Here is a 26,076-nt window from a genome sequence, read left to right on the forward strand (position 1 = left end):
GGGCAAACTAAAACTACACCACAATTTTTGAATGCACTTGTCCTCCCAAACATTTACAACCTGCTTTTGGAGTCGAATTTTCTATGTCAGACCCCAACATTGGTCGCTTACTCAGCAAACGCTACCAACTCCAAGAGTTAATCGGTACTGGAGCAATGGGTCGGGTTTATCGTGCTAAAGATACATTGTTGGGAGGTGTACCTGTTGCAGTTAAGTTTCTGGCTCTATCAATCCAAAATGAAAAGATGCGATTGCAAGACCGTTTTGAGCGAGAAGCAAAAACCTGTGCTTTACTAGGGCAAAAAAGTATCCATATTGTCCGAGTTATGGACTACGGCGTAGATGACAATAACACCCCGTTCTACGTTATGGAATACTTACAAGGACAAAGCCTGAACAATATTATTCGCAAGCAACGACTACCTTTAGCTAGATTCCTCAGTATGGCGCGTCAACTCAGCCTGGGGTTACAGTGCGCCCATGATGGCATCCCGGTTGATGGCGCTATTTGCCCAATTATCCATCGCGATGTCAAGCCAAGCAATATGCTGGTGATTCAAGATCCCAGTTTTGGAGAATTGGTCAAGGTTCTAGATTTTGGTATTGCTAAGTTATTACAGTCAGATGGCGACCATACAAAATTTTATTTGGGGACATTGGCTTATTCTTCTCCCGAACAGATGGAGGGTAAAGAATTAGACAACCGTGCTGATATTTATAGTTTGGGCGTCATGATGTTTGAGATGCTCACAGGCAAAATGCCACTGGTGGCACCAACTCACTCTTTTGGTGCGTGGTATAAAACACATCACTATCAAAAACCACGTTCTTTTTCTGAGGCTGTGCCTGGATTAGAACTACCAAAAGAAATTGAAAATTTGGTGATGAGTTGTCTAGCTAAAGTAGCACGCGATCGCCCCCAAAATATTACTGAAATCCTCAGAGTTTTAGCATCTTTAGAAAAGCCTGAGCATACACGCAAAATTCAGCAAGCCAGCCATTCCCTCGTTCCTACTACTACAGCTAGCACTGAGCTTGAACAAAAGACCAAAGCCGATTTGCGGGTATCCTGGTCAAACGATGAAATCGCTCGTGCCATTTCCTGGCCCAAAAATAAACCAATTGCCGATATTGTGTTTCCCCAGCCCATTCATACCAATGGGGAGGTTTTACCAGCTTTGTGGGTGATGCTACCGCAAGAAGAAATTCAAAAACGCTTACTCTGTACACGCTATAACCAATTTCTGTTCATCTCTATCCCCCATCCCATGCTGCTATGGATTACTGTCATCTACAATCGCAAGCATGGCGCTAAATGGTTGCCTTATTATCTCGATCTCAAAACCAGCCTTGGTCAAGAAATTGCTCGGTTACTACAGCACACAGGTTACTACCGCCTCTTATTATTTGCACGAGAAGCACCAAATCCCTGTACCCACATTTTACTTTCCAGCGTTGCTTCTGCCCAGCGGCAACGACTGCAAGAGTGGGTCGCAATCAGCAATACCTTGATGTCCTCTGCCGACCCGCAAATTAGTAAAAGTTTACTCAAAAACGAGTACGAAAAGATTAAGCCTCAGATTATAACAAAACTGGAAAGTATAGATACAGATTCTCCATACGATCTTTCCAGCTAGGCATAATTTCTTAATGTTACATGTTTCATAGGTGGTCGCTCTCAGAATGTAACGTTTTATAAACAAAATATATATAAAGATGTAACTTCTAGTTATATGTATAAAGAGTGAAATCACTAGCTGCTAAAGCAGTAATATATAAATTATCTCTGAATTTTCCTCTGCAAATATTCCAGTGGATTGTCAATTTGTGCAGGTGTCATTACCTCACTAGACGAAACAACAAAAAGTTTGGCTAAAGCAAACAACAGTTTTAGCATGCAACGCTAAAGTTAGTCTAGACTTCATCAGATATGCCGTAGACAATGTTTACTTATTCTTAGTTAATTTCGTGAATTGAACTTTTGCGCCATATTGTGGAATTACTTATCGAAGTTGACGCCCCGGCATCCCCAGCTCTTTTCCTCCTTGGAACCAAGCAAGAGAAGGAGGTCGCCCACTGCGACATTAGAACGACTCTATGCCATAGTGGAACCGGAATCTAAGCCCCACTGGTGTTTAAGAAGCTCTTGATAAGTTGCCTCGCGCACGACCATTTGCTCATAGAGCTTGACTAAAAAATCTTTAGCTTGATCGTGGCTCATATTTTGCACCTGAGTAGCAAATGAGCAGATGCTGAATTGCTGTTCCAAGGATAGTTTCATTGGTTGATTCATAATTACTCCGAAAAAACAACGCGTAAAGGTGATATCGCTCACAGAAGTCCAAATGGGATAATATTTGGACTTATATCTGTCCAACATTTGTTCCTCCGTATTACGAAAGATAACAATTGTTTGACAGATTGCCCACATCCAAAGTGTGGACTTTTTTCTGTTTTGATATCTTGCACCTAATCCTACTGATATACCACCCAAGTCAGCTGAACCATATTCCGGAAAATAAGCTCTATTTGGTCTTAGATAGGTATAACTACCTCCCTCATTCCTTCCTGCTTTGCACAAATATCTTTTAAAGAGAATATTTGGTGCTATGTAAAACCCGTCTTAGTCTTTGTGTTTAAAAAGCCTAAGATGCTGTCTCCGCAAGGGTAGAAGAAGCTTCGGAGGAGGGAAATTGTAAGGAGGTTGGGGAATTAATGGTAATAAGCGTGAATTATAGTCGCTCTACCTTATTACGTGCAAGATGTCAATTTCCTAACTTATACAAATTTATCCTCTTTGGGTGATTTTAGAGGCTAAAAATATTTGTATCAAATTGTAAAAAGGAAAAATGCTCACGCTGAACAAATTACTGAGTATATTTACCGGATTTGTCATTTGTCCTACCCTGCGGGAAGCCGCAGAAGCGTCTATGTTAGTTGTCCTTTGTCATTTGTTTAAAGTTACTAAGCATCGACCAATGACCAATGACCAATGACTAATGACTAATGACTAATGACTATTTTCTTCAAGCGAGACGATGACAACTGTGATGTTATCGTGCCCTCCATGCTCTTTGGCAGCCTCAACAAGAGAGATGGCGGCTTTATCAAGCCAAGGACTATTTTGGAGGCAGTTAGCAATCTTCTGCTCGACAAGTTCTTCTGTAAGACCATCACTACATAACAGCAAGCGATCGCCAACTTTTACATCTAGTGGTTGTACATCAATTTGATGCAAGTCTTCACGCCCTAAACAACGCGATAATACATGGCGAAAAGGATGTAATCGTGCTTCATCTAAGGTGATATCACCGATTTTGATTGCTCGTGCTACCCAAGTGTGGTCTTCCGTCACCTGTTCTAAGTGCGACTCGCGGAAGCGATACAGGCGCGAATCGCCAACATGAGCGCACCAAGGCGACTCTGGGGAGCGAAAAATTACTGCTACAACAGTTGTCCCCATATCGGCGCGTTCGGGATGATTTTGCTGATCCTGCAAAATCGCTTCATTGGCACCCCACAAAGCTTGCTCTAGTAATTCTTGAGAAGACTTAGAAGTTTCCCAATTTGCTACCAAATACGCCTGAATTTCTTCAGTAGCAATCCGACTTGCCTCTTCACCTCCGGCATGACCACCCATACCATCGGCAACAACGAAAAATCGTCCTTCTGGGTCTATATAGTAAGCATCCTGATTATTAGAACGAATAAGTCCCGGATCGCTAAAACCCGTGAAATTAAGTTTCATAAATTTTTTGCAACAATTAATACATACGATCGTAACGGTCGAGGCGTAAAAGTAATCGGATCGTGATCGCTGAAAGCGCAGCTGCAATTAAAGCAGGCAGCAGTGCTAACCATACATAATCCTTAACCACTAAAATAGTAGCTGAAAGCGTGAAACCGCTGATTAACAGAGCATAGCTTATTGAGAGCTGAATACTGCTCTGTCGTCGCAGCAGGCGTTCAGTTTCTATAGACCGAACGCGCAAGCGCATATCTCCTTGCTCTAGCTTCTCTAGTGTATCCTCTAATCTACGTGGTAGACCAAAGGCGGTACTACTTACCTGAGCTGCTTGACGACTTAATTCGTTAAGAAAGCTATTCCCCTCAGAACCATTCATATCGGTCATAAGTTGCATTGCATAAGGTTTGGCAACTTCCATAAAGTTAAACTCTGGATCTAAGCCTTTGCCTACCCCTTCTAAAGTAGAAAAGGCTCGCATCACGAAAGTGAAAGTTGCTGGAAATCTAAATGGCTGATTATAAGCTATTTCGTAAAGGTCGTCACTGATTGCTGCAACTGATTGATTTTCAAAGGGCTTATCCATAAAATGATCCAGCATATACTGGACGGAACGTCGTACTGGGCCCATATCATCAGTTGGGGCGATCGCACCTAAATTTATTAAAGATTGCACAACGCGATCGCCATTTTTTTGAGCAATGCCAAAAAGTGTTTCCATCAATCCTTCGCGGATGTTGGACTTAATCCGCCCCATCATGCCGAAATCATAGAATATCAGAGCGCCATTTGCACTAACGGCAATATTGCCTGGATGAGGATCGGCGTGGAAAAAGCCACTATTGAGCAATTGTAGTAAGTAGGCTTGAGCACCTTGACGAGCGATCGCTTTTCGATCCAAACCTGCTGCTTCTAAAGCTTCGTATTGGCTAATTTTAATTCCAGGGAGATATTCCAAAGTCAAAACTCTGGAAGTAGCGTAACGCCAGTATATTCTGGGGACGCTCACCCAATCATAGCCGCGAAAGTTCCGGCGAAAAGTATCGGCGTTACGACCTTCGTTAAGATAATCAATTTCTTCCCAAAGAATGCGACAACATTCTTCGTAAATACCCAACCAATCTCGTCCACGTCCCCATTTGGGATGGTTTTGAAAGTAGCGGGTAATTCCTTTGAGAATCTGTAAATCTATTTCAAATAACTTCTTTAGCCCAGGACGTTGCACCTTAACAACAACTGATTCTCCAGTATGTAGTATAGCTTTGTGTACTTGCCCCAAGCTAGCAGCAGCTAAGGGAATAGGTTCAAAATTATGGAAAAGTTCAGGAATTTTCTTGCCTAGTTCTTTCTCAACGATCGCTTCTACTTGCTCATAACTAAATGCCGGTACTTTGTCTTGTAATTTGGCTAGTTCTTCTACATATTCACCAGGGAATATATCAGCACGGGTAGAAAACAGTTGCCCAACTTTGATGAAGGTTGGCCCTAAATCCAATAGAGTATTGCGAATCCAGACTGCTTGGGTTTTGCGTCTTGCAGCTTGCTTGACATCAGTCACACCTCCCGGATAACTCCAAGATTTGTTGTATAGCCAAAGTTTGAACAGTAAGGTCAAGACAAAAGACCAAATGTCCACAAAACGCCGTTTGCTAGAGTATTTTTCCCGATTCCAACGGTATGCCTTCTCTGAATAACCTTGTTCCATATACTTTGTTTACCGTTGGTTTGCGACCGAATCACTTGGAAGAAAAGACACTCTGATTCCTAAACTATTCTTTCTTAAGTGTCATTTGTCCTTTGTCCTTTGTCATTTGTGCATAATTCTTAGCCTAATGACTAATGACCAATGACCAATGACTAAAATTTATGCAGAAGTTCTACGATAATGTTGCAATTCTGTTCGTAACAGGGCAATTTCAGCTCGTAATTCATCAATCTCTGCTTGCAAGTCACCTGAATCAGAACTGGCTACCCCAGTACCTGGGGTAGGTTGACTGGCATTAGCTGTTTCTGCTGCCCGATTTGCTCGCTCTAAAACTTCTTCTGTAAATTGGCGCAGCTGCTCTCTAGCTTCTGCATCAAATTTGCCCAGATCGCTCAAAGCATCGGTCAAGGCGACCTCTAAACGCTCATTAACTACTTCTGCTACCGCTCTGCCTACGAAAAAGGCTTGTACAAGGGGGTTACTCATAAATTTTTGTTACGTTGCACCGCAAGAGAATTATAACTTGCCTGTATGCTTTACGGCTTCTGTTGTTGAGGTAGAAATTTACTAGAAATTTACATAAGGCGATCGCTTTATTGATTGTATTCCAGCAACTCTCGATAATATTGCTCTGGTGTACTTGGTAAATAAGTTGTCATTTGCAAAGTTTGTTCCCTCAACTTGAAACCTTGGGTAATGTTAATCTGGCTGAGAAAATCTATATCGTGGGAAATTACCCAAAGCGCTCCTTGGTAATCATTGATACCTATTACTATTTGTTCAACAGTTTCAATATCTAGGTTATTAGTTGGTTCATCGAGAATCAGTAGATCGATTTCTGAGATACTAATCATAGCGATCGCTAATCTTGCTAATTCACCTCCACTCAGTACAGAGGCGCTTTTGTGAACGTCATCATATTTAAAGAGAAAGTGTCCCAGTTGTTGACGTAAATGCTGATAGCTGAGATCGGGATTGGCAGCTTGCATATTTTCTAGAATTGTGTATTGGCGATTTACCAATTCGTAGGTTTGATCGAGATATACAGCTTTCATCGCTGGTGTGAGCAAAACCTCACCTGATTCTAAAACCGCTGTTTGGTTTTCCATTCCCAAAATTGCCTTTACCAGACTCGATTTACCAGAACCGTTTGCACCGATAATGGCTATGCGATCGCCAGATGATATATGCAGTTGAATATTTTGAATCAATAGACGCTCTGATATCCTAAGATTTGCACCCTGGATATTAATTAGATTTCGGCGTTTTTGATTTTTTTCTTCTAGCTGAATACTGGTTACTTTGGTAGTTTTGACCTTCGTCTGTGTAACCTTTTGATTAGCCTTTGCTACTGCTGCTTCATGTTTCTTTTTCGCAGTTCCGGTAGACACCTCAGCTTTGGTTTTAATCAGTCCTGCTGCCATTCTATCAATACTACCATTCAGAAACTTGGCGCGACCGTTGCGACTAGATTGGGCTGCGCGTTGCTGTTCTTGCATCGCTGTGATTTGGGTACGTTTGAGTTCCTTTCTGGCAACTTCGTGCGATCGCAATGCTGCCTCTAACTCTATTTCTTTCTGTTCTCGATAGTACGAGAAATTACCGCCATATATTTTCAAGCCAACAGGTGTAAGTTCCCACGTAACTTCTGTTACTTGGTCTAAGAAAAAAGGCTTGTGAGAGACAATTACATACGCACCTGGGAAATTCAAAAGAAACTGTCTTAAGCTTTCTAATGCTTGCAAATCCATGTGATTAGTTGGCTCATCAAGCAATAACAAGTTTGGCTTTTGAGCTAAACCGATCGCCAAAAACAGTTTAGTAAGTTCTCCACCACTCAAGTTAGCAATTGGTAAAGATAAGTCAACTTTGGTGTGGAATTGTGTTTGCAAAATATCCTCAATCTTCCACCATTCATCAGAGATAGAAATCAAAAAATTAAGTACTGTATCTGCTGTAATTTCTTGTCTGATAGTGCTGATTTGTGGCAAATAATAGACAATACCATTACAGCAAACTGAACCTGTATATCGGTTAATTTGGCCTGCAAGTTTCTTGAAAAGTGTTGATTTTCCTACCCCGTTGCGACCAACCAAAGCAATGCGATCGCCCGCGTCGATATTCACATGAACTCCTTGAAACAAAGTTCTATCTACGCTGAGGTCATAGGCTAAATTCTCAGCTAACAATATTGATTTTTTCGGCATTATTCTCAAACCTCAATTCGCAAACTTCCACCCGCATATTTCCAAAATTTACGGGTAAATTAGACACAAAAAAAACTCAGCCGCAGACAATCGTCAAACGGTTCTATATAGATAGGAATGATGACAATATTTTTAGTGCATGACTATGTGAAGTAACCCTGTCAAACTAGTTGCGTTTATTCTTCGTTGACATTTGTTGCTTTAGTGCAACAGGTGTTTGGTACTACTTCATTTGTGCTATCTCATTGGAGTTGTGATGAGGTTTGATATTGACTACAGTGTAGCACTAAGGTATTTCGGAAAGTGAGAATGCGATCGCTTTTTCTATTTCCACACTCCCCAGCCCTACTAGAAAGACTTACAGCAGTTTTTTTCTGTCTTAAATACTCTTGTGGGGTGGGCATCTTGCCTGCCCCAGGACGGGCGAGACGCCCATCCCACAAGAAGAAATAACTATTGTTAAAAAGGTTGATTAATTGAATCACCCCTGCTAATTTAAGTGTATTTGCGTAATACAGAGCAAATTTGGCAGATTTTACTTGTTTCCCTTGAACTATGAGCTATCCAGATTTCAGCGAACACGGCTATCAAGTTTTGCGAGAATTAGGACGTAATCGGGAAGGAGGAAGGATTACTTGGCTAGCATCAAAAGTTAATACAGGGGAACAAGTAGTAATCAAGCAGTTTTGCTTTGCTCAAGCTGGTTCTAGTTGGTCGGGGTTTAGAGCTTGCGAACAAGAAATTCAATTTTTAGAGAAACTTAATCATTCTGGTATTCCCCACTATCTGAGTTCTTTTGAGCGACCTGATGGCTTTTGTCTAGTTCAAGAATATATCAATGCCCCATCTTTAGCAGAAACCCGCAGCTTTGCACCAGAGGAAATTAAACAAATTGCAGTTAAAGCTTTAGAAATTCTTGTATATCTGCAAAATCGGATTCCGCCGATAATTCATCGAGATATTAAACCGGAAAATATTTTGGTAGATCAGCAACTCAACGTCTATATAATTGACTTTGGTTTTGCTCGTGTTGGTAGCCAGGAAGTTGCAGCGAGTAGTGTATTTAGAGGTACTCCTGGCTTTATTCCGCCAGAGCAAATGTTTAAACCAACAGACGCTACAGACTTGTATAGTTTGGGTGTAACCTTGATTTGCTTACTGACAGGAATCAAATCAACCAAAATAGATCAATTGCAAGATCAAGATGATCCATATTTAATCAAGTTTCACCATCTTTTACCTCGGTTAAGTCTAAGGTTTCTGGGTTGGTTGGAAAAGATGGTACAACCACTACAGAAAAACCGTTTCGCTAATGCACAATCAGCTTTAGAAGCACTCAAGCCTCTTGATGTTATTCGTGTAGCGGGAGTTGATTTCAGTGAAACAGTGCTGGAGTTCAAAGCGAACCGATTAGGGGAAAAACTAACACAAAGTATTACTATTGAAAATCCTATAGCAGATACTTTACTACAAGGTAGATGGGAAATTGCACCCCATCCTCATGACCCACCGCATACGCCAGATGATCATGCTTGGATTGCGGTGACACCTGCTCGGTTTATCGGGAATCATACTCAGTGTCGAGTTCAGGTGGATACGAGTAAATTGATGGCGGATAGGCAGTATAAACGTCAACTGATATTGCACAGTAATGCATATCCACAGACTCATACTTTAACGGTGAAGGTGCAGACGGCTGCTTTCCCGATTGAAAAGCGAAAGATACCCTTTGGTAGTTTAATTGGGCTGTTTTTAATGACTGTGGTGGTAGCTATGGCTACGACTTGCTTTCCTTATGCGGGAAGTGCTTTTGCAAGTTGGTTGTTACAAATGATTGGAAATGAGTCGGGGAGGATTCTGCTTCTTTTCGGTATTTACTCACTTATGTATGGGTTTGGGAAAGATTATTCCAAACTAAAGTCAGGAGCCTTTGTGAGTGGGGCTGTAGGTGGGGCTGTGGGTGGGATTGCGGGTTGGGTTGGGGGTGGGACTGTGGGTTGGGCTGTGGTTGGGGCTGTGGTTTGGGCTGTGCTTTTGCCTGTGGGTTGGGCTGTGGGTTGGGCTGTGAAATGGGTTATAGATTTGGCTGAAGACTCATTTACAACTGTGCTGATATTACTAATATTAGGATTTGGAGCTAGTGTAGGAACTGGAATAATAGCAGGTTTTTTAAATCCATTTATTTTGTTAGCACTAACCGCAACTAGTTTACCTGCACTTTCCATGCTGCTTTATTCACCCCTAAAAAAACGTAGGTTAATTGCTAAATATCGCCAGTCTGAAGAATCTTTAATCAAACCGTAATGAAATAGATCCCCGACTTCTTTGAGAAGTCGGGGATCTGGTCTTGTTTGTGAGGAAGATAAGCCACAGTCTCTTTTTTTTTGGCTAATTTAAGAATGCGAAGCCTTTTTTTGCAAAGCGTTAATGTAGTGCTGTAAGCGATCGCTATGCCGTCAAGCTTATCGCTTGAACAAAAAGATTACTATATATAATAACTAACTATGAATATAGGTCAATCTATGTCTACCAAACATATCGCAGAGTATTTCAACTTTCTCTCTTCTGAAGACATTAGACTGAAAGACTCAAGAATTGGTATTGAAACAATTCTTTATGAATACATTGATTGTGGACGTTCTCCAGAAGAAATTGCCCAAATTTATCAAACAATATCTTTAGAACAAGTATATGCAACAATTCTTTATTATCTGCAAAACAAAGAAACTGTCAGTGCTTACATCAAAAACTGGATAGAACACGGTCATAGAATGCGAGAACAACAGAGGCTTAATCCCCCGCCAGTGTCAGAAAAACTGCGCCAACTCCGAATTAAAAGACAAGCTAAACAGCAAGCATAACACTGCAATATCTGATTGATGAAAATGTCAATCCTGTATATCCAAATCAAATTAGACTACGAGAACCTGATATTGCGATCAAAGTGGTAGGAGAATCAGGAACTCCACCAAAAAGTACACTCGATCCATAAGAGACTATTTATAAAGTAAATCTAAAGAAGAGTTATCAAGTAGAAAGGCAACGATAGGATACTGTTTATGCAGTATATCTACATAGAAAGTAATGAAGCGAAAGCTTTATTCTACAGACCTTAGCGACTCAGAATGGGCAATCTTAGCGCCTTTGATTCCACCAGCTAAACATGGTGGGCATCCGCGAACAACGGATATGCGAGAAGTATGCAATGCTATCTACTACCATCTAAAGACAGGTTGCCAATGGGATATGCTTCCAGGGGACTTTCCTCCCAGTACAACTGTTTACAGTTACTATCGCAAATGGCAAAAACGAGGTATTTGGGAGCAAATGAATCATACTTTGCGCGATCAAGTTCGTCAAAAAATGGGCAAGTCAACTCAACCTACAGCGTTAGCGAAGCTCGCCGTAGGCATCGCAGCAGATAGCCAGTCGGTCAAAACGACGGAAAAAAGGGGGATGTGTACGGCTTTGATGGTGGCAAATTAGTTAAGGGGAGGAAACGCAATCACGATAGTTGATAGTCTTGGGCTATTGCTCAAAGTTGTTGTAAGTGAAGGAAACGCTCCCCTATTGAGTGCTTGCAGCTTATGCTTTGATGGAGCTGCTAGAAGAACATCCTGAAGTCTTGGAAAAAGTCGAGGTAATGTGGGTTGATTCCGGCTATAACGGTGATAAGTTTGCCCTCGCAGTGTGGTTGATGATTCAAGCTCATGTTGAGGTAATGCAGCGTACAGGAAAAGAATTTGAGATTTTACCCAAACGCGCTTGTTGTGGAAAGAACATTTGGATGGTTTAACCAATATCATCGTCTTAGTAAGGATTATGAACGTCTTCCAGAAATGAGTGAAGCTGCCATATACGCTGTTATGACTCGTGTTATGTTGCGTCGTCTTGTTGTCTAAAGATTTACTTTATAAATGGTCTCTAAATTCTGTGTTGGTGTGAGGAGAATAATTTTATATTAGTGACAAACAACTGAACTTCTATGCCAGTACATTTAGCTGAACATATTGCTGTTAATCGTCACGTACCAGGAATTTTTATCCTCAATCAAAATTTAAGTATTGGTGAAAATATAGAAGAACTCATAATAGTTGCTTTGGCATCAGAAGACGATGAATATCAAGACAGAATAGTTTATTTACCCTTACCCTACAAATAGGCGATTACCTACGGTACGCTAGGCGATCGCTAACTACAAAACTGCTAAAGTAAATTGATAACTACTTGATGCCATATCCATTCTATGACCATTGCTCAAGAATTAGATTCTCAAGAAGGCATCTGCCAAGATATTATATTTCCCCCTGGTGATTTATATAGTGACGAACCTCCCTTGGAAAGCGAACTGCATTTACGGCAAATAATTTTACTTTTAACCTGTCTGGAATGGTTGTGGCGAGATAGAAATGATTTCTATGCGGCGGGAAATCTGACTATCTACTACAGTCCGCGCCAACGCAAATCAGAATACTTCCGGGGGCCAGACTTTTTTGTTGTGCTGGGAACTGAACGTAAAACCCGCAAAAGTTGGGTAGTCTGGGAAGAAGATGGTAAATATCCGAATGTAATTCTAGAAATTTTATCTAACTCAACAGCTAATACTGACAAAGGTTTAAAGAAAACAATTTATCAAGACACTTTCCGCACACCCGACTATTTTTGGTTCGACCCTTACACACAAGAATTTGCGGGATTTCATTTAGTAGATGGAGAATATCAACCTCTACAAGCAAGTGAAGAAGGGTATTTGTGGAGTCATCAGCTAGGGTTATACTTAGGAGTTTATGAAGGTTTATTGCGGTTTTTTACACGAGATGGACAACTAGTACCAACGCCAGAAGAAACGGCAGAACAGGTACAGCAAAAAGCTGAACAAGCCGAACAAAAGGCTGAACAAGCTGAACAAAAAGCTGAACAAGCCGAACAAAAAGCTGAACGTTTAGCAGCAAAACTGCGGGAGTTAAATATCAATCCAGATACAATTTAGACCAGAGCTATTTCATTTAGGATAGTGTTGTGCTAAAAACTCCTTAGCTTCAGTCTTATCTTTAATTACTCCATCCAAGGTAGCTGCAAGCATATCATCTAATATTTGTCGATATTGAGGCCCTGGTTTGTAACCCAGTTTCTTTAAATCATTGCCATTCAGTAGTGGCTGCACATTAGCCCAAACAGTTAAATATTCCCAAATCTGATGTCTAAGCGATCGCAAACTTTGCACAGCAATTAAAATCAGCATTGGTAAATCATACTGTCGCAATAACTGTACTACTTGACTAGGACTTTGGCACTTAGGCAAAGATTCCATTACTTCAGTTTGAGCACAAACCAAGTTTTGCAAGCGTTTAATGCCATCTTCTTGCAATTGCAGATTTTTTGCCACTTTTGCCCGATATTCTGGTGTTAGATGGGCGATTAACGTTTCTAAACGCATTTCCCAATGAATGAGGGTTGGTTGTGGGTCAAATCGCCGCAAACAGCGTTCTAGCAAACGTAATTGTCGTAGGACTTCCACATCTAGCTTCAGGCTAGGATGGATGCATTGCAATGCCTCTAAGTTATCTAGCAACTGCAAAGCCGATTTCCAGTAGGGGGCTTCTAGGATGTGTTTTAGTTCTGTTTTCAGTCGAGTTTGCAGGGCTGGAGTTCTGCTATTCTCTTGAGCAGTGCGATCGTAAACACCACTGTTGATGGCATAGCGGATAAACTCTTCAGTTTGCGATTCTATCTGAAATCCGAAGCGCACGGCAAAGCGCACGCCACGAAAAATGCGGGTGGGGTCTTCGATAAAGCTGTTGGCGTGTAAAACCCGAATTTGTTTAGCTTGTAAATCTAGTAATCCACCAAAAAAATCGAGTAATTCACCAGTCCGAGGAGAAGTCAGGCGCAAGGCGATCGCATTGATGGTAAAATCTCGACGATACAAGTCTTGACGAATAGAACTCGCCTCAACTTCTGGATTTGCGGCTGGATAAGGATAGAATTCTGTTCTAGCGGTGGCAATATCTACCCATAAAGAATCTAATTCTGGGTCTTTGTGCCACAGCAAAGCCGCAGTTTGAAAAGCCCCGTGGATTTCTAAGCGAGCCATAGGGTAAAGTTGTTGGAGTGCCTTGGCTAATTCCACACCAGCACCGACATCTGCTGATTTATGAAAGCCATCAACTACAAGATCGATATCTTTAATCATCAAAGTGCCCGCTACTGCTTCTGTTAATAGCAAATCCCGCACCGCACCGCCCACTAAATAAAGATGCCAACCCCGTTTTTCTGCCTCTTGCGATGCTGTAGTGAGTAATTGCCACAGTTGGGGAGCGAGGCGATTTTGCAATTCAGTCCTGAGAGGAATTTTAGATTTTGTTAGCGCAGCGTTAGCGAGTCTGTGAGCGTCATTTTGAATTTTGAATTTTTGCTCGTCCTCTTCGTCTTCATCCCTTTCTTGATGTAATTCTCGCAAGACATCAGTACGCGTCACAATGCCCATTAACTGCTCATTTTCCAATACTGGTAAGCGTCCAATATCATAAGTCACCATCAGCGACTCAATTTGTGGCAATGTCGTATCTGGTGTAATCGTTTTGAGATTCTTGGTCATGTAGCCCTTGACTGGCGCATGACTAAATCCGTGGTGTAAGGCAATATCAATATCCCGCCGTGAAATAATACCTACTAGTTGCCCTTGAGTATCGACTACGAATAAACCAGAGTGTCCGTAGCGTAATAAAATGCGCTGGGCTTCGGCAATTGTGGTTTCAGGCAGAATCGTGCGGACAGGAGAAGACATCAAATCTCTAGCAGTGAGGGGATGGGGAATTTGTGCTTTTATCCCGTCAAGAAGCTGTTTTAATATTGCCTGCGAATTAACTCCCCTTAGATTTAAGGATGCAGCTTGCGAATGACCGCCGCCACCCAAGAGTTGAAATAATAGGTTAAGATTCGTTTTGGGAATTTGCGATCGCCCAATTACCGTTAACCGTGAATCCTCTTCACCTAAAGGATACTCATTAGCCAGCAGTAGGGCATCAATTTCGGTTAATTCCACAAGTTCCGAAGCTAGACTCGATAGCCCCGGCACAAAAACCTCAGTTTTCAAAGTTACCCAAGCAACCGTATATCCATGTAGACAGAGATATTCTAAACTTTCCAGAGATTCAGTTAATAGCTGCTGCAATTGCGGAGATAATCCAGGGTCACGGTAGGTGGAAATTACTGATAAACTAGCCCCTTGTTGCATCAACCAAGCCAAAGCTAAAGCATCCCGTGCTGTGGACTGGTCATATGTTAAAGAGCCAGTGTCAACGTGGATACCCAAAGCCATCACAGTTGCTTCAGCAGAAGTCAAGGAAATTTCTTGTTGTTGCAATTGCTCGACGATTAAAGTTGTGGTGGCTCCTACTGAGTCAATATGCGATCGCGTGGCGGGAATATCTGATTCTTGTCCTAAGTGATGGTCATAAACTATAATCTCTCTTACAGTAGGTAAATCAAACCACTGGGCAGCTTTACCCAAGCGATCGCGTTGCTGTGTATCCACCACGGTCAGAGAGCGAATTTTTTCTGGATTCACCGAACGGCGTTCAATCAGTGGATATTCATCCCGATGTAATGCTAAAAAATCCCGTACAGTAGGATGAGAGCCGCCAGGTAGCACAATCTTGCTTCCCGATAGTAGGCGCGTCAACCCTACTGCTGCTCCTAATGCGTCAAAATCTGCTGTTGTGTGGCAAAGAATTAAATCCATAGTTAAGAGTCATTAGTCATTAGTCATTGGTGTTTAGACAAAGGACAAATGACAAAAATGTTGCAATTTCTGCTAGCTTAAAAATAATAAGAAAGTGTCAGTGTCGCCCTTTAGGATATTCTATCCTTAGTATTTCGCTGTATTGGGAGAAGCAAAAATGACCATAATATTCCAATTTGCCTTGATCGGTCTAGTAGTGTTGTCTTTTGTCCTCGTTGTAGGCGTTCCGGTTGCTTATGCCACTCCCCAAAACTGGAATGAATCTAAAAAACTGCTCTGGCTTGGTTCTGGGGTCTGGATTGGTTTGGTGTTTTTAGTTGGTTTGTTAAACTTTTTTGTCGTGTAGGCGACGGCTTCGCTCTGGCGCAGGCACATAATATAAGAAATAGAGGGGCAGAAAAGCCTAGGTCAAAGGTTAAGGGAAACAAGGGATTTTTTCTTTTTCCTACTAACTTAATTTGGACCGCGCTTTCCTGCTCCTCTACATTTAAATAAGAAATGTATATTGGCCAGAAGTATAGTTGATAAAGAGGCAGTCATGGCAGTTTTCGAGGGAACTTTTACCCAAACGGAGCCTTTGCGGTTTGCAGTGGTGATTGGTCGATTCAATGACCTCGTTACCGGAAAGCTGCTAGAGGGATGTCAAGATTGTTTAAAACGCCACGGTGTAGACCCTAATCCCCAAGGTAATCAGGTGGACTATGTTTGGGTTCCGGGAAGTTTTGAGGTACCTTTAGTAGCTCGCCAATTAGCACTTTCCCATCGTTATGATGCTGTAATTTGTCTTGGCGCAGTGATTCGAGGACAAACACCCCATTTTGATTACGTATCCTCAGAGGTTTCTAAAGGCATTGCTGCCGCTAGCTTTCAAACTGGAGTGCCAGTAATTTTTGGCATTTTGACAGTAGATACTATGCAGCAAGCCCTAGAACGGGCAGGCATAAAAGGTAATCATGGCTGGGATTACGCCCTGAATGCTTTAGAAATGGCTAGCCTGATGCGACAACTGCGTTCTAACCTAGCAGAGCCATATTCTCGTAGTAGCCAGTCTCTGCCACCTTCTTTTCCAAGTGCCAGCGTTAGCAATTTAACTGTCGAGTCAGAAGAACTCAGCTAGTCCGTCATTAGTCATTTGTCCTTTGTTATTCATTAATGACGAATGACCAATGACTAATGACCAATGACCAATGACCAATGACTAATGACCAATGACCAATGACCAATGACTAAATTAAGGGGTTGACAATTACAGATAAATCTGAGATATTGGTATTTGGGTGATGATCGCGGGTATAGCTCAGTGGTAGAGCGTCACCTTGCCAAGGTGAATGTCGCGCGTTCGAATCGCGTTACCCGCTTCCAACTAAAACCTCTTGAATTTAACAATTCCAAGAGGTTTAGTGTTTTTAGGGTGCGTTGAAGTGTTCGTAGATTACCTCTGCACTCTTGTAAACTGCTCCAAATGTGGACAGATCGGTTAAAATTAGCCACAATCTATATATTTGGACAAAGAGTTAGACACTAAATATGTTTTAGCAGTTTCTGCTCTGGAAACGCCTGTGAACTCCAAGGCATAGAGATTGGAGACAATCCCGATCTAACCTTGATAACTGATTGTAATATATAGTGACCCAAAGGGAAATTAGCGGGTTTGTTAATGCGTGTTGTTACGAGCCTAGCCTTCCCAAAGGATTGGCTTTAGGAGTGGTCGCCACCTATGCGCATAATAAATCCCCAAAAACGCAACCACATTACCTTGAAAGCGACAGATGAAGAGAAGGAAATTTTTAAACAAGATCGCCAACTACGGGGAAAGATTAAAAATAGATAACTCCGTACTGTGGCAATTAGTAGGATACTTAAAGTTAGCTGCATCTACTGTTGGTAATCAGGGCAATATTTGCATCACCTTTTTATGTATATAAAGACAGAAGCCTTTAAGGTGTTTACCAAGGCATTATATTCTCGTAGTTCGTGTAAAACACGCTCAAGTTATTAGAACGCTTGTGCAATCTCAAAAACCCGAAAAAATCGATTTCAATACCGAATACCCCTGTCCCTGTCGTCGCCGGGGTCAGTTAATTCCGATTACGCTGACAGAAGCATTTGGTTGCGATCGCTGTCAGCAAATCTTTGTTGTAGAAGATAATGGTCATGTCCTAGAACAGCTTTCCACCACCTATCCCTACAAACGGGCTTGGCGTTGGATGGGAAATAGTTGGCATGTTGTCCATCCCCGCTTGGGAGAAAGCTATTTGCCTATAGCGCTGGGGATTATTTTCGTGCTAGTGATTATATGGCTGCCATTAGCACTGCGATTGGCAAATGGTTCCAGCATTATTGCTTGGGCAATGGTGGCGGTGCTATTGGCTATCTTACCAGCACTAATGGTTTGGCTTACCTACAGACGTTAACTCAATGACTGTTGAATTGTATGACCACCCCGAACCGATTACTAGTGCCCAACGAGCCTATCAAGCTTCCCTAAAGTTGGCGCTCACAAAGGGAGCAGACCGAAGTCGTGCAGTATTGGCAATGGCAAAGGCGATTGAGCGCTCATTTGACGACATTCTAGAAGCCAATACCTTGGATTTAGAGGCTAGTCGGGAAATGGCAGTGCCTGAATTGATATTGGACTGGCTGAAGCTGACTCCCACAAGGCTAGAGATGACAGTGGACATTTTACAACGGTTGGGGGAATTATCAGATCCGCTGCGACGCGTCAGAACCGCTGATTATCAACTGGAAGATTCCCAGAGTTATACCCAATTAATGCCTTTGGGAGTGATTGGATTTATTTATGAGGCGTTTCCCGATTTAGGGGCGATCGCAGCGGGTTTTTGTATCAAAACTGGTAATTGTATAATTCTCAAAGGCAGTACCGAAGCTAGCCATTCCAACGCGGTCATCGCTGAGGTACTGCAAAATGCGATCGCAGAAGTTGGCCTAGCTCCTGGCTGTCTAGAACTGATCACAGCAGAACATGGGGCTTCTGTTCGGGATCTAGTCACCCAAGACCAGTACGTGAATTTAGTTATTCCCTACGGACGTACTAGCTTAGTGCAGCAGGTAGTCCGACAGGCAACTTGCCCAGTTTTAAAGTCGGCGATGGGTAACTGTTACCTTTATTGGTCGCTCAATAGCAGCTTAGAAATGGTGCGCTGGATGATTCTTAATAGTCATCAAAGTGAACCCGATCAAGTCAACGCCATTGAAAAAGTACTAATTCATCGTCAAGCCTTGCCATCATCTTTAGCAGTCTTGTGGAACAGCTTGATGGAAAAAGGCTTTGAAATTAAAGGAGATGCAGAACTAGTCCAATCCTTTCCTCAGTTGCAGCTGGTAAAAGAAGGCGAATGGGGAAACCCTTATTTAACGAGGACAGTAGCTTTTAAACTGGTGGATAGCTTAGAGGGTGCGATCGCCTGGATTAATGAATACAGCAGTGGTCATGCTGACTCCATCGTGACTGAATCTTACCAGGAAAGTCGGCAGTTTGCGTTGGGAGTTAACAGTGCCTCTACCTACATCAACACTTCCCCGCGTTTTTCCCGCAACCCTTCGCGGGGAGATTCAGTATTTCTCGGTATGTCTAATCAAAAAGGTCATCGCCGGGGATTTATCAGCCTGGAAACTTTGACTACCGTTAAGCACATTGTTCAGGGAAATGGCAGATTTTAAATAATTCGTAATTTGTAAAGTATAATTCGGAATTTTGAAGTAAAACTATCTCAAATCACTGTGGATTCCGAGAGTGGTGACGCGGATACTTGCTTGTAGAAGATTATAAAATCTAAATTATTGCAAGCATCTTAACAAAGTTTTGCGCTTTGTCCCATTTTTCACGTAGCTCGTCCGTGTCCGCCCTACCAGAACTGCTGGGGTATCCCCATACCTGAGCTGTAAATGTACTGCCTCCAATCCAAACAAATAGTCTCTGTCCGTCTGAGCTAATTGCATGACAATCAATGAATGATAAATTAGTTATGAGGCGACAAAGTTCATGTCCTGTCTGAATGTTCCACACTTTAATAGTTCCATTTTCTCGACTACTACTAATTAATAACCGTCTATCTGGGCTGATATCAACATCAGGAATAAACCTTGATTGGGTATTAATTGTGCAAAATACCTGTTCTGTCTGCCAATCCCACAATTCCAGAGTAATATTATAGTTTGTGTCACTGGTATAAGTGACCAAGGTTTGTGAGTTTGAGTATATGGAAATACGGCGATGAAGATATTCAGGTATCTCAATAGAGGAATTTTCCTCTATTTGATGAATATTCCATAATACAAAAATATTAGCATCACCAGTACTTACAAGTTTTTGACCATCTGGACTAAAAGAAACAGTCCAAAAGTTTTCTGCATGATGACCGGTGGTGAAGATTTTCTACCCTATTTTTAGATCCCACACCTCAGCACAATCATTAGAATGCGAAAGTCCTAATATTAGGTCATCTGGAGCGAAGATAACTTGAGTAAATTTCGTTGGGTTTTCCTGCTTCCATGTGTTAGTTACTTGTTGTGTCTGAATATTCCATATTTTCACTATTCCATCATCAGCAACAGTTACTGAGACTTCTTTATCTACATTATTAATAAAAATACGATCAATCCCAGGAACTTCATCTGTATACCTCTCAATAGTAAAAAGATACTCAAAAAATAAATATGGATTGTATAGCTGTAATGCCAGTTTAGCTCTTGGCTCTGTACTTTCCTGAAGTAGCCAATAAGCTGCCTCTTGAACATCAACCTCTGAGTTCTGTAAAGCTTCAATAATCAAGTCTAAGCCAGCTTCCCCATACTCAAAAGCATCTAGAAGGGCATCAATTTTTTGTTCAACCTTTCCATGCGCCAGCAATTGCTTAACTCTTTCAATTCCTCCCAAAACTGCATCGTTAACTGTCATAAATTCTTTACTATTTTGATGGTGGGTTTAAATCTGCCACAAATTTCTCCCAGTTTCAATGCCCAATCCCCTAATTCAATTTTAAACTTAACAAAATCTTAATTTCTACTTGATCCTGGTTTGGTAGGTTGCTTGTGTTTGGTTGAGCAGCAATTAGGAAACAAGTCAAATCAAGCCATTATTTGTGCTTTTGGCAATTGACCCTCCTGAATGCCAACTGTATTTACATCTGGGAAGGGGTGAATATGGAACTTATGGATGGTACACGCCTGCTAGCAAATCAGTGCAAACGGCGGAATTTTTTGTTGGGTGCAGGATTCTTAACAGGGTTAACAATCGCTAGCCAATGGTATCCGGTATTGGCTAAATCAAGGTTTTCTAGCTATCCGTTCAGTCTTGGTGTTGCCTCTGGCGATCCTTTGCCGGATGGTGTTGTTATCTGGACACGACTGGCTCCCAATCCACTCTCTGGAGGCGGAATGCCACTGGTAAATGTTCCAGTGCGGTGGCAAGTCGCCCTTGATGAAAACATGAAACAGGTTGTGCGGCGAGGAACAGTACTAGCAACACCAGAGTTAGCACACTCAGTCCACGTTGATGTCCGTGGGCTAAACCCTGACCATTGGTATTGGTATCAATTTCAAGCAGGTAAGGAAGTTAGTCCTATTGGGCGGACTCGTACAGCACCAGCTTTTTATAGCTATACCCAACAACTGAACTTTGCTTTTGTCTCCTGTCAAGATTGGCAAAATGGCTACTATACAGCTTATCGGCATTTAGCTGAGGAAAATCTCGACCTTGTGGTTCATCTGGGTGATTACATCTACGAATACGGGCCACAGTCTGGTGGGCCCCGCCAGCATAATAGTCCAGAAATTATCACTCTTAAAGACTATCGCGATCGCCACGCTTTGTACAAAACTGACCCGAATCTGCAAGCTGCTCATGCGGCTTTTCCCTGGATTGTCACTTGGGACGATCATGAAGTTGACAACAACTACGCCAACTTAACCCCTGAAGACAACCAAACCCAAGAGGCTTTTAGAAAACGGCGAGCTAATGCTTACCAGGCTTACTACGAACACATGCCCTTACGTCAGTCTTCATTGCCCAAGGGAGCAGACACGCTGCTTTATCGGCGATTAACTTTCGGTAATTTAGCTGAGTTCAATGTGCTAGACACTAGGCAGTATCGCACTAACCAACCTTGTGATGATGGACTTAAGCCTCGCTGTCCCCAAGCTTTTGATACAAATGCTACGATGACCGGCTCAGAGCAAGAACAGTGGCTACGAAAAGGGTTAGACCAATCGCGATCGCGCTGGAATGTGATTGCTCAACAGACCATGCTAGCCGAGTACAATTTCAATAGTAATCCAGGTGTTGGTGTCTTCAATGTGGATCAGTGGGACGGTTACGTGGCTGCGCGTAATCGGCTTTTGAGTTTTCTCAACCAGCGCCAACCCTCTAATCCAGTGGTAATTACTGGAGATATTCATTCTAGTTGGGTACACGACCTAAAGCTTGACTTTAATAACCCAAACTCGCCGACTGTAGGCACTGAGTTCGTAGGAACTTCAATCACCTCTGACTTTCCCACCTCATTCATCGCTCCATCTCAAGCTGCCCTAACTAATAATCCCCATACTAAGTTCTTTGATGGTGCTTACCGAGGATACGTCCGCTGCAACCTGACTCCAAAACGCTGGCAAAGCGACTATCGTGTTGTATCAAGCATCGTTGACTTGAATGCTTCAGTCAAAACCTTAGCTTCGTTTATAGTCCAAAACGGACAACCAGGGGCACATCCAAGTTAAGCAAATCTCACAAGTAATCAAACAAACCCTCCAAATAGAATCTGGGGGGTTTCAATATAGTATTAAATATAATTTCGACTATTAGAATATCTGAATTCGGAGCTTGTTATCCCACATTTTGCGGGTGTTCCGATATAGCAATCTTATCTGAGTTACTAAAACTGCAAAAGGCTTAAAAAGCTAGAGAATATGGGAAACTCAAAAGGAGCGTAGACTATATTAAGTGGGAAGCGATCGCCTGTTAAAGGTTATACTAAATCAATTTTCCTATAGAGTTATTTTGGCATTTATTTGCAATACTTAACTTATCTATAATTAATAAAAGTAAACATAGATTAAAAATAATAACTAACATCATAATTTATTAAGTTCATTAGACTAAATTAAGAGTATACTGAATAGTTGAAGCCTAGTTTAGAGTTGAAGTACTAAGTGCAAATAAAGTTAAATATTTGTTTAGTTTTTTCTCCTTTGTCATTTATTTGAGTGTTAAATACTAAAAAACAAAGTTTATTTGTGCCAACTTCCTAACTAGGTTGTCAAGCAAAGTGGTGAAAATCCGACCAGAGCCAAGTACCAACAGCGAAAACAAAAGTAAACTTCACAAAAATTACGTAAAATGATCAGAAGAATTTTGCTGGCTGTATCGGGATTGGGACACGCAGAAGAAATGCTCAAAACCCTGAAAGAAATCCCTTCAATTCAATCTGCAAAAGTTACAATTTTGCATGTTGTTCAAGCACAAAATGCTGCTGCTACCATGACAACTAAATGGGAAAATGGGGGTAAAATTCTGGCGAATGCCATTCAAACCTTGAACTTAGATCCTAGCCAAGTTTCTTCAATTTTACGTGAAGGCGATCCCAAAGATGTAGTTTGCCAGGTCGCTGATGAAATCGATGCTGACTTGATTATTATGGGTTCGCGCGGACTGAAGCGGCTGCAATCGATTTTATCAAACTCAGTCAGTCAGTATGTTTTCCAGTTATCTTCTCGCCCCATGTTGCTGGTAAAAGATGACATTTATGTTAAAAGAATTAAGCGAATTATGGTGGCAATAGATAACTCTGATTCAGCAAAAAATTGCTTGAAATTGGCATTGTTTTTACTGCGAGATATTCCAGGTGGCGAATTAATTTTGGCAAATATTAGTACAGATTTCGGCGGTAAAAAATCGGAAATAACCAAGGTTAACCCAGCTCAAAATCCAGTTTTAGCAGCCGCTGTTGCAGAAGCTGAAAAACAAGGCATCCAATCTCGTTCTTATATCAGCAGTGGCAAACCTGGTGAAGAAATTTGTCGGTTGGCTGAAGAGTTGAATATAGACTTATTATTGCTCGGTTCTCCAGATCGTCGGCCATCGATCGCTAAGAGTTTTGTTGATATAGATCGGCTCATCGGATCTTCCTTGTCTGACTATGTTCGAGTCAATGCCACTTGTCCGGTATTGTTGGCGCGGACAATCGCTTCTTAAAGTAAACAGTGCTGAGTATAATAATTGTTGTAATAAAATAGTAAAGAAGTAAGATTTTTCTTGTCTTTACTATTGGGCACTCAGCATAGGCTACGCTAACAGCACTAAATGGATAGTTGATAAATAAAAACCCCTACACTATTGGCGCAGGGGTTATTTATTTTATACACAAACTCTTAACTATCTTTTCCACCTTCGCGGCTAGCAGTTTGGATGTAAAGAATTAGTAAAAACACGGCGGGGACTAGTACGAACAAAATGCTCGCTATGAACCCCAGGTCATTAACTTGCATGGCAAGAAAGCCTCTCTTAAATTTCCAGTCAACAACATTAGGATAGCATTATCGATGACAGAGTTATACCAATTCAAAATTCAAAACTTGTACTGAGCTTGTCGAAGTATTCAAAATGTCCGCGTAGCGTCTCGTAGAGAGGAAACTCAATTTTGGTAAGTATTTTGACTACTGACTGGATATAATGACAGATTTGAGAACTTAAGGCTTCGTGACTACGCTGACTGAGCCATTCACTAAAGTTTGACAGGCAAGGCGGTAATTTTCTGGCTTTTTCTTGAATTTCCGGTTTTCTACGTCTGTGCGCGGGGAAAGATTTTCTAGTCCTTCGACTATTTCAACAACACAAGTACTACACTGACCATTACCACCGCAATTGGTCATTTTACCAATCAATGTATATATATCAATGCCATTTTGTATCGCCTTGAGCCGGAGATTAGCGCCATCTGCTGCCACTACTTCTTTATTTTCTTTAACGAATTTGATATTACCCATAATTGATTCCTCCTTGACTGTAAGCTTGGCTTTCAAGGCTTCATATTGACATAGCTTGATTAATATCTTATTTATTATAATAATTTATTGCAAAATATTAATAAATATTAATTTTATCAAATACGACACTGCAAAAAAATAGGACAGGTAGTCTACCTGTCCTATAAATTGAACAATAGATTAACTTATCTAAATCCCACAGCTGCTTGCCAAACGAAAGCAAGCAACAAGAAGAATACCGGGATAACTGGGAGAACGTCTACCAAAGGATCGAAGATTTGGTAAGCTTCTGGCAGTTTTGCTAATAAAAGTGCTGCTTCCATGTTTGTTTAAATCCACCTATCCAACACAGCTTTCATAATTGAGAAGTATCTTAACATGGTTTGGTCATTGGTCATTTGTCATTTGTCATTTGTCATTAATCCTCTGTTCTTTGACTCTCTATTTCTCATCTTTGCTTTCTTCGGTGAGCCAGTGACCAAATTCTGCGACAAAGCGATCGCTTAATATTGCTTCTCGAATTTTTTGCGTAAAGCGAATTAGTTCGGTAATGTTGTGAATGCTCAACAAGGTATAAGCCAAAATTTCCTGCGATCGCACCAAATGAGATATATAAGCACGGCTAAAATTTTGACAACTGTAGCAAGGACAAGTTTCATCTAATGGCGTAAAATCTTCACGAAACTTAGCATTTTTTAAATTCCAGCGTCCGCCTTGGACTATCGCTGTACCATGTCTTGCCCAGCGAGTGGGAATGACGCAATCAAATAAATCTATACCAGATGCGATCGCGATCGCCATTTCACGATAAGTTCCCACACCCATCAAGTAACGCGGCTTTTCGGGGGGTAAAAGTGGTGCTGTTACTTTGACAATCTCAGCCATCAATTCTGGCGGTTCTCCCACACTCACGCCACCAATGGCATATCCCGGCAAATCCAACTTAGCCAAAGCTTCCGCTGCACGGCAACGCAAATCCAAATATACGCCCCCTTGCACAATCCCAAACAAAGCCTGATCGCTGCGTTGATGAGCCGTTATGCAGCGTTCTAACCAGCGGTAAGTGCGCTCAGTTGCAGTTTCTACTTCTTGGCGAGTCGCTGGGTAAGGCGGACACTCATCAAAGGCCATAATCACATCTGCCCCCAAAGTATTTTGAATCTCAATGGAGCGCTCTGGTGTTAATTTAATAATTTGTCCATCATGGGGCGAGCGAAAAGTTACGCCTTCTTCAGTAATTTTTCGCATCTCGCTTAAGCTAAAGACCTGAAACCCACCTGAATCTGTGAGCATTGGCCCGTTCCACCCCATAAATTTATGCAACCCACCACCTCCAGCCACGATCGCTTCTCCTGGTTGTAGGTGAAGATGATAAGTATTGGATAAGATCATTTGTGCCCCAGTATCTCGTAGTTGAGATGGAGTAATAGTTTTGACATTAGCCAGCGTTCCTACTGGCATAAATCTGGGGGTTTCTACAAGACCGTGAGGGGTGAAAAACACTCCTGCTCTAGCTTTTGTCTGACTACAGCAAGCAAGACATTGAAAAGAAAAATTCGCACTCATGCCATTTGGAATTTTAGATTTTAGATTTTGGATTGTGAAACACTAATCGGTAAAGAGTTTCAAAAATCCCTAACTAGTACAACGCAGCAGAAATAAACCACCCCTGACG

The 26,076-nt window shown here is 41.7% G+C and carries 25 protein-coding genes, 1 tRNA gene and 2 pseudogenes; 14 read left to right on the forward strand and 14 right to left on the reverse strand.

Annotation, left to right across the window (positions count from 1 at the left end; all coding sequences use genetic code 11):
* Positions 1 to 83: 83 nt before the first annotated feature.
* On the forward strand, positions 84 to 1,637 hold the full coding sequence (locus RM049_RS23185; protein ID WP_322705833.1) for a serine/threonine-protein kinase: 1,554 nt from the start codon (positions 84 to 86) through the stop codon (positions 1,635 to 1,637).
* A gap of 458 nt (positions 1,638 to 2,095) precedes the next feature.
* On the opposite strand, the gene RM049_RS23190 is transcribed toward RM049_RS23185, so the two are convergent.
* Positions 2,096 to 2,293 carry an NblA/ycf18 family protein gene (locus RM049_RS23190; RefSeq protein WP_041565841.1) on the reverse strand — a complete coding sequence of 66 codons (198 nt, stop codon included), beginning with the start codon at positions 2,291 to 2,293 and terminating at the stop codon, positions 2,096 to 2,098.
* Between the two features lie 556 nt (positions 2,294 to 2,849).
* Between RM049_RS23190 and RM049_RS23195 the strand changes: the two genes are divergently transcribed.
* Positions 2,850 to 2,996 (forward strand): hypothetical protein, encoded by a 147-nt coding sequence (locus RM049_RS23195; protein ID WP_322705834.1) that lies wholly within the window; start codon positions 2,850 to 2,852, stop codon positions 2,994 to 2,996.
* 14 nt (positions 2,997 to 3,010) lie between these two features.
* Here the strand turns inward: RM049_RS23195 and RM049_RS23200 are convergent, their stop codons facing one another.
* From RM049_RS23200 to RM049_RS23220, 5 genes are all read right to left on the reverse strand, one after another.
* On the reverse strand, positions 3,011 to 3,748 hold the full coding sequence (locus RM049_RS23200) for a Stp1/IreP family PP2C-type Ser/Thr phosphatase (protein WP_322688396.1): 738 nt from the start codon (positions 3,746 to 3,748) through the stop codon (positions 3,011 to 3,013).
* 16 nt (positions 3,749 to 3,764) lie between these two features.
* Complete coding sequence (locus RM049_RS23205) at positions 3,765 to 5,450, reverse strand: AarF/ABC1/UbiB kinase family protein (RefSeq protein ID WP_322705835.1); 1,686 nt, start codon at positions 5,448 to 5,450, stop codon at positions 3,765 to 3,767.
* A 159-nt stretch (positions 5,451 to 5,609) separates the two neighbouring features.
* Positions 5,610 to 5,936, reverse strand: coding sequence for a DUF6825 family protein (locus RM049_RS23210; RefSeq protein ID WP_322705836.1), 327 nt, complete (start codon positions 5,934 to 5,936; stop codon positions 5,610 to 5,612).
* A 107-nt stretch (positions 5,937 to 6,043) separates the two neighbouring features.
* Complete coding sequence (abc-f, locus tag RM049_RS23215) at positions 6,044 to 7,657, reverse strand: ribosomal protection-like ABC-F family protein (RefSeq protein WP_322705837.1); 1,614 nt, start codon at positions 7,655 to 7,657, stop codon at positions 6,044 to 6,046.
* Positions 7,658 to 7,899: 242 nt separating this feature from the next.
* Entirely contained in the window at positions 7,900 to 8,142 is a 243-nt protein-coding gene (locus RM049_RS23220) for a hypothetical protein (RefSeq protein ID WP_322705838.1), read from the reverse strand.
* Positions 8,143 to 8,212: 70 nt separating this feature from the next.
* Here RM049_RS23220 and RM049_RS23225 point away from each other — a divergent pair, with 70 nt between their 5' ends.
* The 5 genes and pseudogenes from RM049_RS23225 (at position 8,213) to RM049_RS23245 (ending at position 12,647) form a co-directional block, all read left to right on the forward strand.
* On the forward strand, positions 8,213 to 9,961 hold the full coding sequence (locus RM049_RS23225; RefSeq protein WP_322705839.1) for a serine/threonine-protein kinase: 1,749 nt from the start codon (positions 8,213 to 8,215) through the stop codon (positions 9,959 to 9,961).
* A gap of 218 nt (positions 9,962 to 10,179) precedes the next feature.
* Positions 10,180 to 10,518, forward strand: coding sequence for a DUF433 domain-containing protein (locus RM049_RS23230; RefSeq protein ID WP_322705840.1), 339 nt, complete (start codon positions 10,180 to 10,182; stop codon positions 10,516 to 10,518).
* A 223-nt stretch (positions 10,519 to 10,741) separates the two neighbouring features.
* Positions 10,742 to 11,559 (forward strand): annotated as a pseudogene (locus tag RM049_RS23235) (IS5 family transposase).
* An 83-nt stretch (positions 11,560 to 11,642) separates the two neighbouring features.
* Positions 11,643 to 11,819: a hypothetical protein gene (locus RM049_RS23240; protein ID WP_322670306.1), complete on the forward strand. Its 177-nt coding sequence runs from the start codon at positions 11,643 to 11,645 to the stop codon at positions 11,817 to 11,819.
* Positions 11,820 to 11,903: 84 nt separating this feature from the next.
* The gene (locus tag RM049_RS23245) at positions 11,904 to 12,647 is read left to right on the forward strand and encodes a Uma2 family endonuclease (RefSeq protein WP_322705841.1); all 744 of its coding nucleotides are present in this window, start codon (positions 11,904 to 11,906) and stop codon (positions 12,645 to 12,647) included.
* A 12-nt stretch (positions 12,648 to 12,659) separates the two neighbouring features.
* Here RM049_RS23245 and RM049_RS23250 read toward each other — a convergent pair whose 3' ends face one another.
* Positions 12,660 to 15,401 (reverse strand): CBS domain-containing protein, encoded by a 2,742-nt coding sequence (locus tag RM049_RS23250; RefSeq protein WP_322705842.1) that lies wholly within the window; start codon positions 15,399 to 15,401, stop codon positions 12,660 to 12,662.
* Positions 15,402 to 15,558: 157 nt separating this feature from the next.
* On the opposite strand from RM049_RS23250, the gene psbZ reads away from it, so the two are divergent.
* From psbZ to RM049_RS23275, 5 genes are all read left to right on the forward strand, one after another.
* The gene (gene psbZ, locus RM049_RS23255) at positions 15,559 to 15,747 is read left to right on the forward strand and encodes a photosystem II reaction center protein PsbZ (RefSeq protein ID WP_322670309.1); all 189 of its coding nucleotides are present in this window, start codon (positions 15,559 to 15,561) and stop codon (positions 15,745 to 15,747) included.
* Between the two features lie 192 nt (positions 15,748 to 15,939).
* On the forward strand, positions 15,940 to 16,518 hold the full coding sequence (gene ribH / locus RM049_RS23260; protein WP_322670310.1) for a 6,7-dimethyl-8-ribityllumazine synthase: 579 nt from the start codon (positions 15,940 to 15,942) through the stop codon (positions 16,516 to 16,518).
* A gap of 169 nt (positions 16,519 to 16,687) precedes the next feature.
* Positions 16,688 to 16,759, forward strand: a tRNA-Gly gene (locus RM049_RS23265).
* Between the two features lie 648 nt (positions 16,760 to 17,407).
* Positions 17,408 to 17,815, forward strand: coding sequence for a hypothetical protein (locus tag RM049_RS23270; RefSeq protein WP_094348002.1), 408 nt, complete (start codon positions 17,408 to 17,410; stop codon positions 17,813 to 17,815).
* Positions 17,816 to 17,819: 4 nt separating this feature from the next.
* Complete coding sequence (locus tag RM049_RS23275) at positions 17,820 to 19,082, forward strand: glutamate-5-semialdehyde dehydrogenase (RefSeq protein WP_322670311.1); 1,263 nt, start codon at positions 17,820 to 17,822, stop codon at positions 19,080 to 19,082.
* 112 nt (positions 19,083 to 19,194) lie between these two features.
* On the opposite strand, the gene RM049_RS23280 is transcribed toward RM049_RS23275, so the two are convergent.
* The 3 genes and pseudogenes from RM049_RS23280 to RM049_RS23285 form a co-directional block, all read right to left on the reverse strand.
* On the reverse strand, positions 19,195 to 19,602 hold the full coding sequence (locus RM049_RS23280; protein WP_322705843.1) for a hypothetical protein: 408 nt from the start codon (positions 19,600 to 19,602) through the stop codon (positions 19,195 to 19,197).
* Between the two features lie 105 nt (positions 19,603 to 19,707).
* A pseudogene (locus RM049_RS39360) lies at positions 19,708 to 19,794 on the reverse strand (hypothetical protein); the annotation flags it as partial.
* 3 nt (positions 19,795 to 19,797) lie between these two features.
* Complete coding sequence (locus tag RM049_RS23285; protein WP_322705844.1) at positions 19,798 to 20,319, reverse strand: hypothetical protein; 522 nt, start codon at positions 20,317 to 20,319, stop codon at positions 19,798 to 19,800.
* A 245-nt stretch (positions 20,320 to 20,564) separates the two neighbouring features.
* Between RM049_RS23285 and RM049_RS23290 the strand changes: the two genes are divergently transcribed.
* Together RM049_RS23290 and RM049_RS23295 are read left to right on the forward strand one after the other, a co-directional pair.
* Positions 20,565 to 22,136: an alkaline phosphatase gene (locus RM049_RS23290; protein ID WP_322705845.1), complete on the forward strand. Its 1,572-nt coding sequence runs from the start codon at positions 20,565 to 20,567 to the stop codon at positions 22,134 to 22,136.
* A 619-nt stretch (positions 22,137 to 22,755) separates the two neighbouring features.
* Positions 22,756 to 23,610 (forward strand): universal stress protein, encoded by an 855-nt coding sequence (locus tag RM049_RS23295; protein WP_322670314.1) that lies wholly within the window; start codon positions 22,756 to 22,758, stop codon positions 23,608 to 23,610.
* Between the two features lie 176 nt (positions 23,611 to 23,786).
* Here the strand turns inward: RM049_RS23295 and psbM are convergent, their stop codons facing one another.
* The 4 genes from psbM to tgt form a co-directional block, all read right to left on the reverse strand.
* Positions 23,787 to 23,903 (reverse strand): photosystem II reaction center protein PsbM, encoded by a 117-nt coding sequence (gene psbM, locus RM049_RS23300; protein WP_084227279.1) that lies wholly within the window; start codon positions 23,901 to 23,903, stop codon positions 23,787 to 23,789.
* Between the two features lie 201 nt (positions 23,904 to 24,104).
* Complete coding sequence (locus RM049_RS23305; protein WP_322700633.1) at positions 24,105 to 24,401, reverse strand: 2Fe-2S iron-sulfur cluster-binding protein; 297 nt, start codon at positions 24,399 to 24,401, stop codon at positions 24,105 to 24,107.
* A gap of 185 nt (positions 24,402 to 24,586) precedes the next feature.
* Positions 24,587 to 24,724: a photosystem II reaction center protein K gene (locus tag RM049_RS23310; protein ID WP_006195022.1), complete on the reverse strand. Its 138-nt coding sequence runs from the start codon at positions 24,722 to 24,724 to the stop codon at positions 24,587 to 24,589.
* 118 nt (positions 24,725 to 24,842) lie between these two features.
* Positions 24,843 to 25,967, reverse strand: coding sequence for a tRNA guanosine(34) transglycosylase Tgt (gene tgt / locus RM049_RS23315; RefSeq protein WP_322705846.1), 1,125 nt, complete (start codon positions 25,965 to 25,967; stop codon positions 24,843 to 24,845).
* Between the last annotated feature and the right edge of the window lie 109 nt (positions 25,968 to 26,076).

The sequence above is a fragment of the Nostoc sp. DedQUE04 genome (genome assembly GCF_034530995.1).
In the GTDB taxonomy this organism is placed as follows: Bacteria; Cyanobacteriota; Cyanobacteriia; order Cyanobacteriales; family Nostocaceae; genus Nostoc.

Bases quoted from the DNA above. Each gene is read 5' to 3' on its own strand.
- RM049_RS23185 (WP_322705833.1), top strand. From the start codon at position 84: ATGTCAGACCCCAACATTGGTCGCTTACTCAGCAAACGCTACCAACTC.
- RM049_RS23190 (WP_041565841.1), bottom strand. From the start codon at position 2,293: ATGAATCAACCAATGAAACTATCCTTGGAACAGCAATTCAGCATCTGC.
- RM049_RS23195 (WP_322705834.1), top strand. From the start codon at position 2,850: ATGCTCACGCTGAACAAATTACTGAGTATATTTACCGGATTTGTCATT.
- RM049_RS23200 (WP_322688396.1), bottom strand. From the start codon at position 3,748: ATGAAACTTAATTTCACGGGTTTTAGCGATCCGGGACTTATTCGTTCT.
- RM049_RS23205 (WP_322705835.1), bottom strand. From the start codon at position 5,450: ATGGAACAAGGTTATTCAGAGAAGGCATACCGTTGGAATCGGGAAAAA.
- RM049_RS23210 (WP_322705836.1), bottom strand. From the start codon at position 5,936: ATGAGTAACCCCCTTGTACAAGCCTTTTTCGTAGGCAGAGCGGTAGCA.
- abc-f (WP_322705837.1), bottom strand. From the start codon at position 7,657: ATGCCGAAAAAATCAATATTGTTAGCTGAGAATTTAGCCTATGACCTC.
- RM049_RS23225 (WP_322705839.1), top strand. From the start codon at position 8,213: ATGAGCTATCCAGATTTCAGCGAACACGGCTATCAAGTTTTGCGAGAA.
- RM049_RS23230 (WP_322705840.1), top strand. From the start codon at position 10,180: ATGTCTACCAAACATATCGCAGAGTATTTCAACTTTCTCTCTTCTGAA.
- RM049_RS23240 (WP_322670306.1), top strand. From the start codon at position 11,643: ATGCCAGTACATTTAGCTGAACATATTGCTGTTAATCGTCACGTACCA.
- RM049_RS23245 (WP_322705841.1), top strand. From the start codon at position 11,904: ATGACCATTGCTCAAGAATTAGATTCTCAAGAAGGCATCTGCCAAGAT.
- RM049_RS23250 (WP_322705842.1), bottom strand. From the start codon at position 15,401: ATGGATTTAATTCTTTGCCACACAACAGCAGATTTTGACGCATTAGGA.
- psbZ (WP_322670309.1), top strand. From the start codon at position 15,559: ATGACCATAATATTCCAATTTGCCTTGATCGGTCTAGTAGTGTTGTCT.
- ribH (WP_322670310.1), top strand. From the start codon at position 15,940: ATGGCAGTTTTCGAGGGAACTTTTACCCAAACGGAGCCTTTGCGGTTT.
- RM049_RS23275 (WP_322670311.1), top strand. From the start codon at position 17,820: ATGACTGTTGAATTGTATGACCACCCCGAACCGATTACTAGTGCCCAA.
- RM049_RS23285 (WP_322705844.1), bottom strand. From the start codon at position 20,319: ATGACAGTTAACGATGCAGTTTTGGGAGGAATTGAAAGAGTTAAGCAA.
- RM049_RS23290 (WP_322705845.1), top strand. From the start codon at position 20,565: ATGGAACTTATGGATGGTACACGCCTGCTAGCAAATCAGTGCAAACGG.
- RM049_RS23295 (WP_322670314.1), top strand. From the start codon at position 22,756: ATGATCAGAAGAATTTTGCTGGCTGTATCGGGATTGGGACACGCAGAA.
- psbM (WP_084227279.1), bottom strand. From the start codon at position 23,903: ATGCAAGTTAATGACCTGGGGTTCATAGCGAGCATTTTGTTCGTACTA.
- RM049_RS23305 (WP_322700633.1), bottom strand. From the start codon at position 24,401: ATGGGTAATATCAAATTCGTTAAAGAAAATAAAGAAGTAGTGGCAGCA.
- RM049_RS23310 (WP_006195022.1), bottom strand. From the start codon at position 24,724: ATGGAAGCAGCACTTTTATTAGCAAAACTGCCAGAAGCTTACCAAATC.
- tgt (WP_322705846.1), bottom strand. From the start codon at position 25,967: ATGAGTGCGAATTTTTCTTTTCAATGTCTTGCTTGCTGTAGTCAGACA.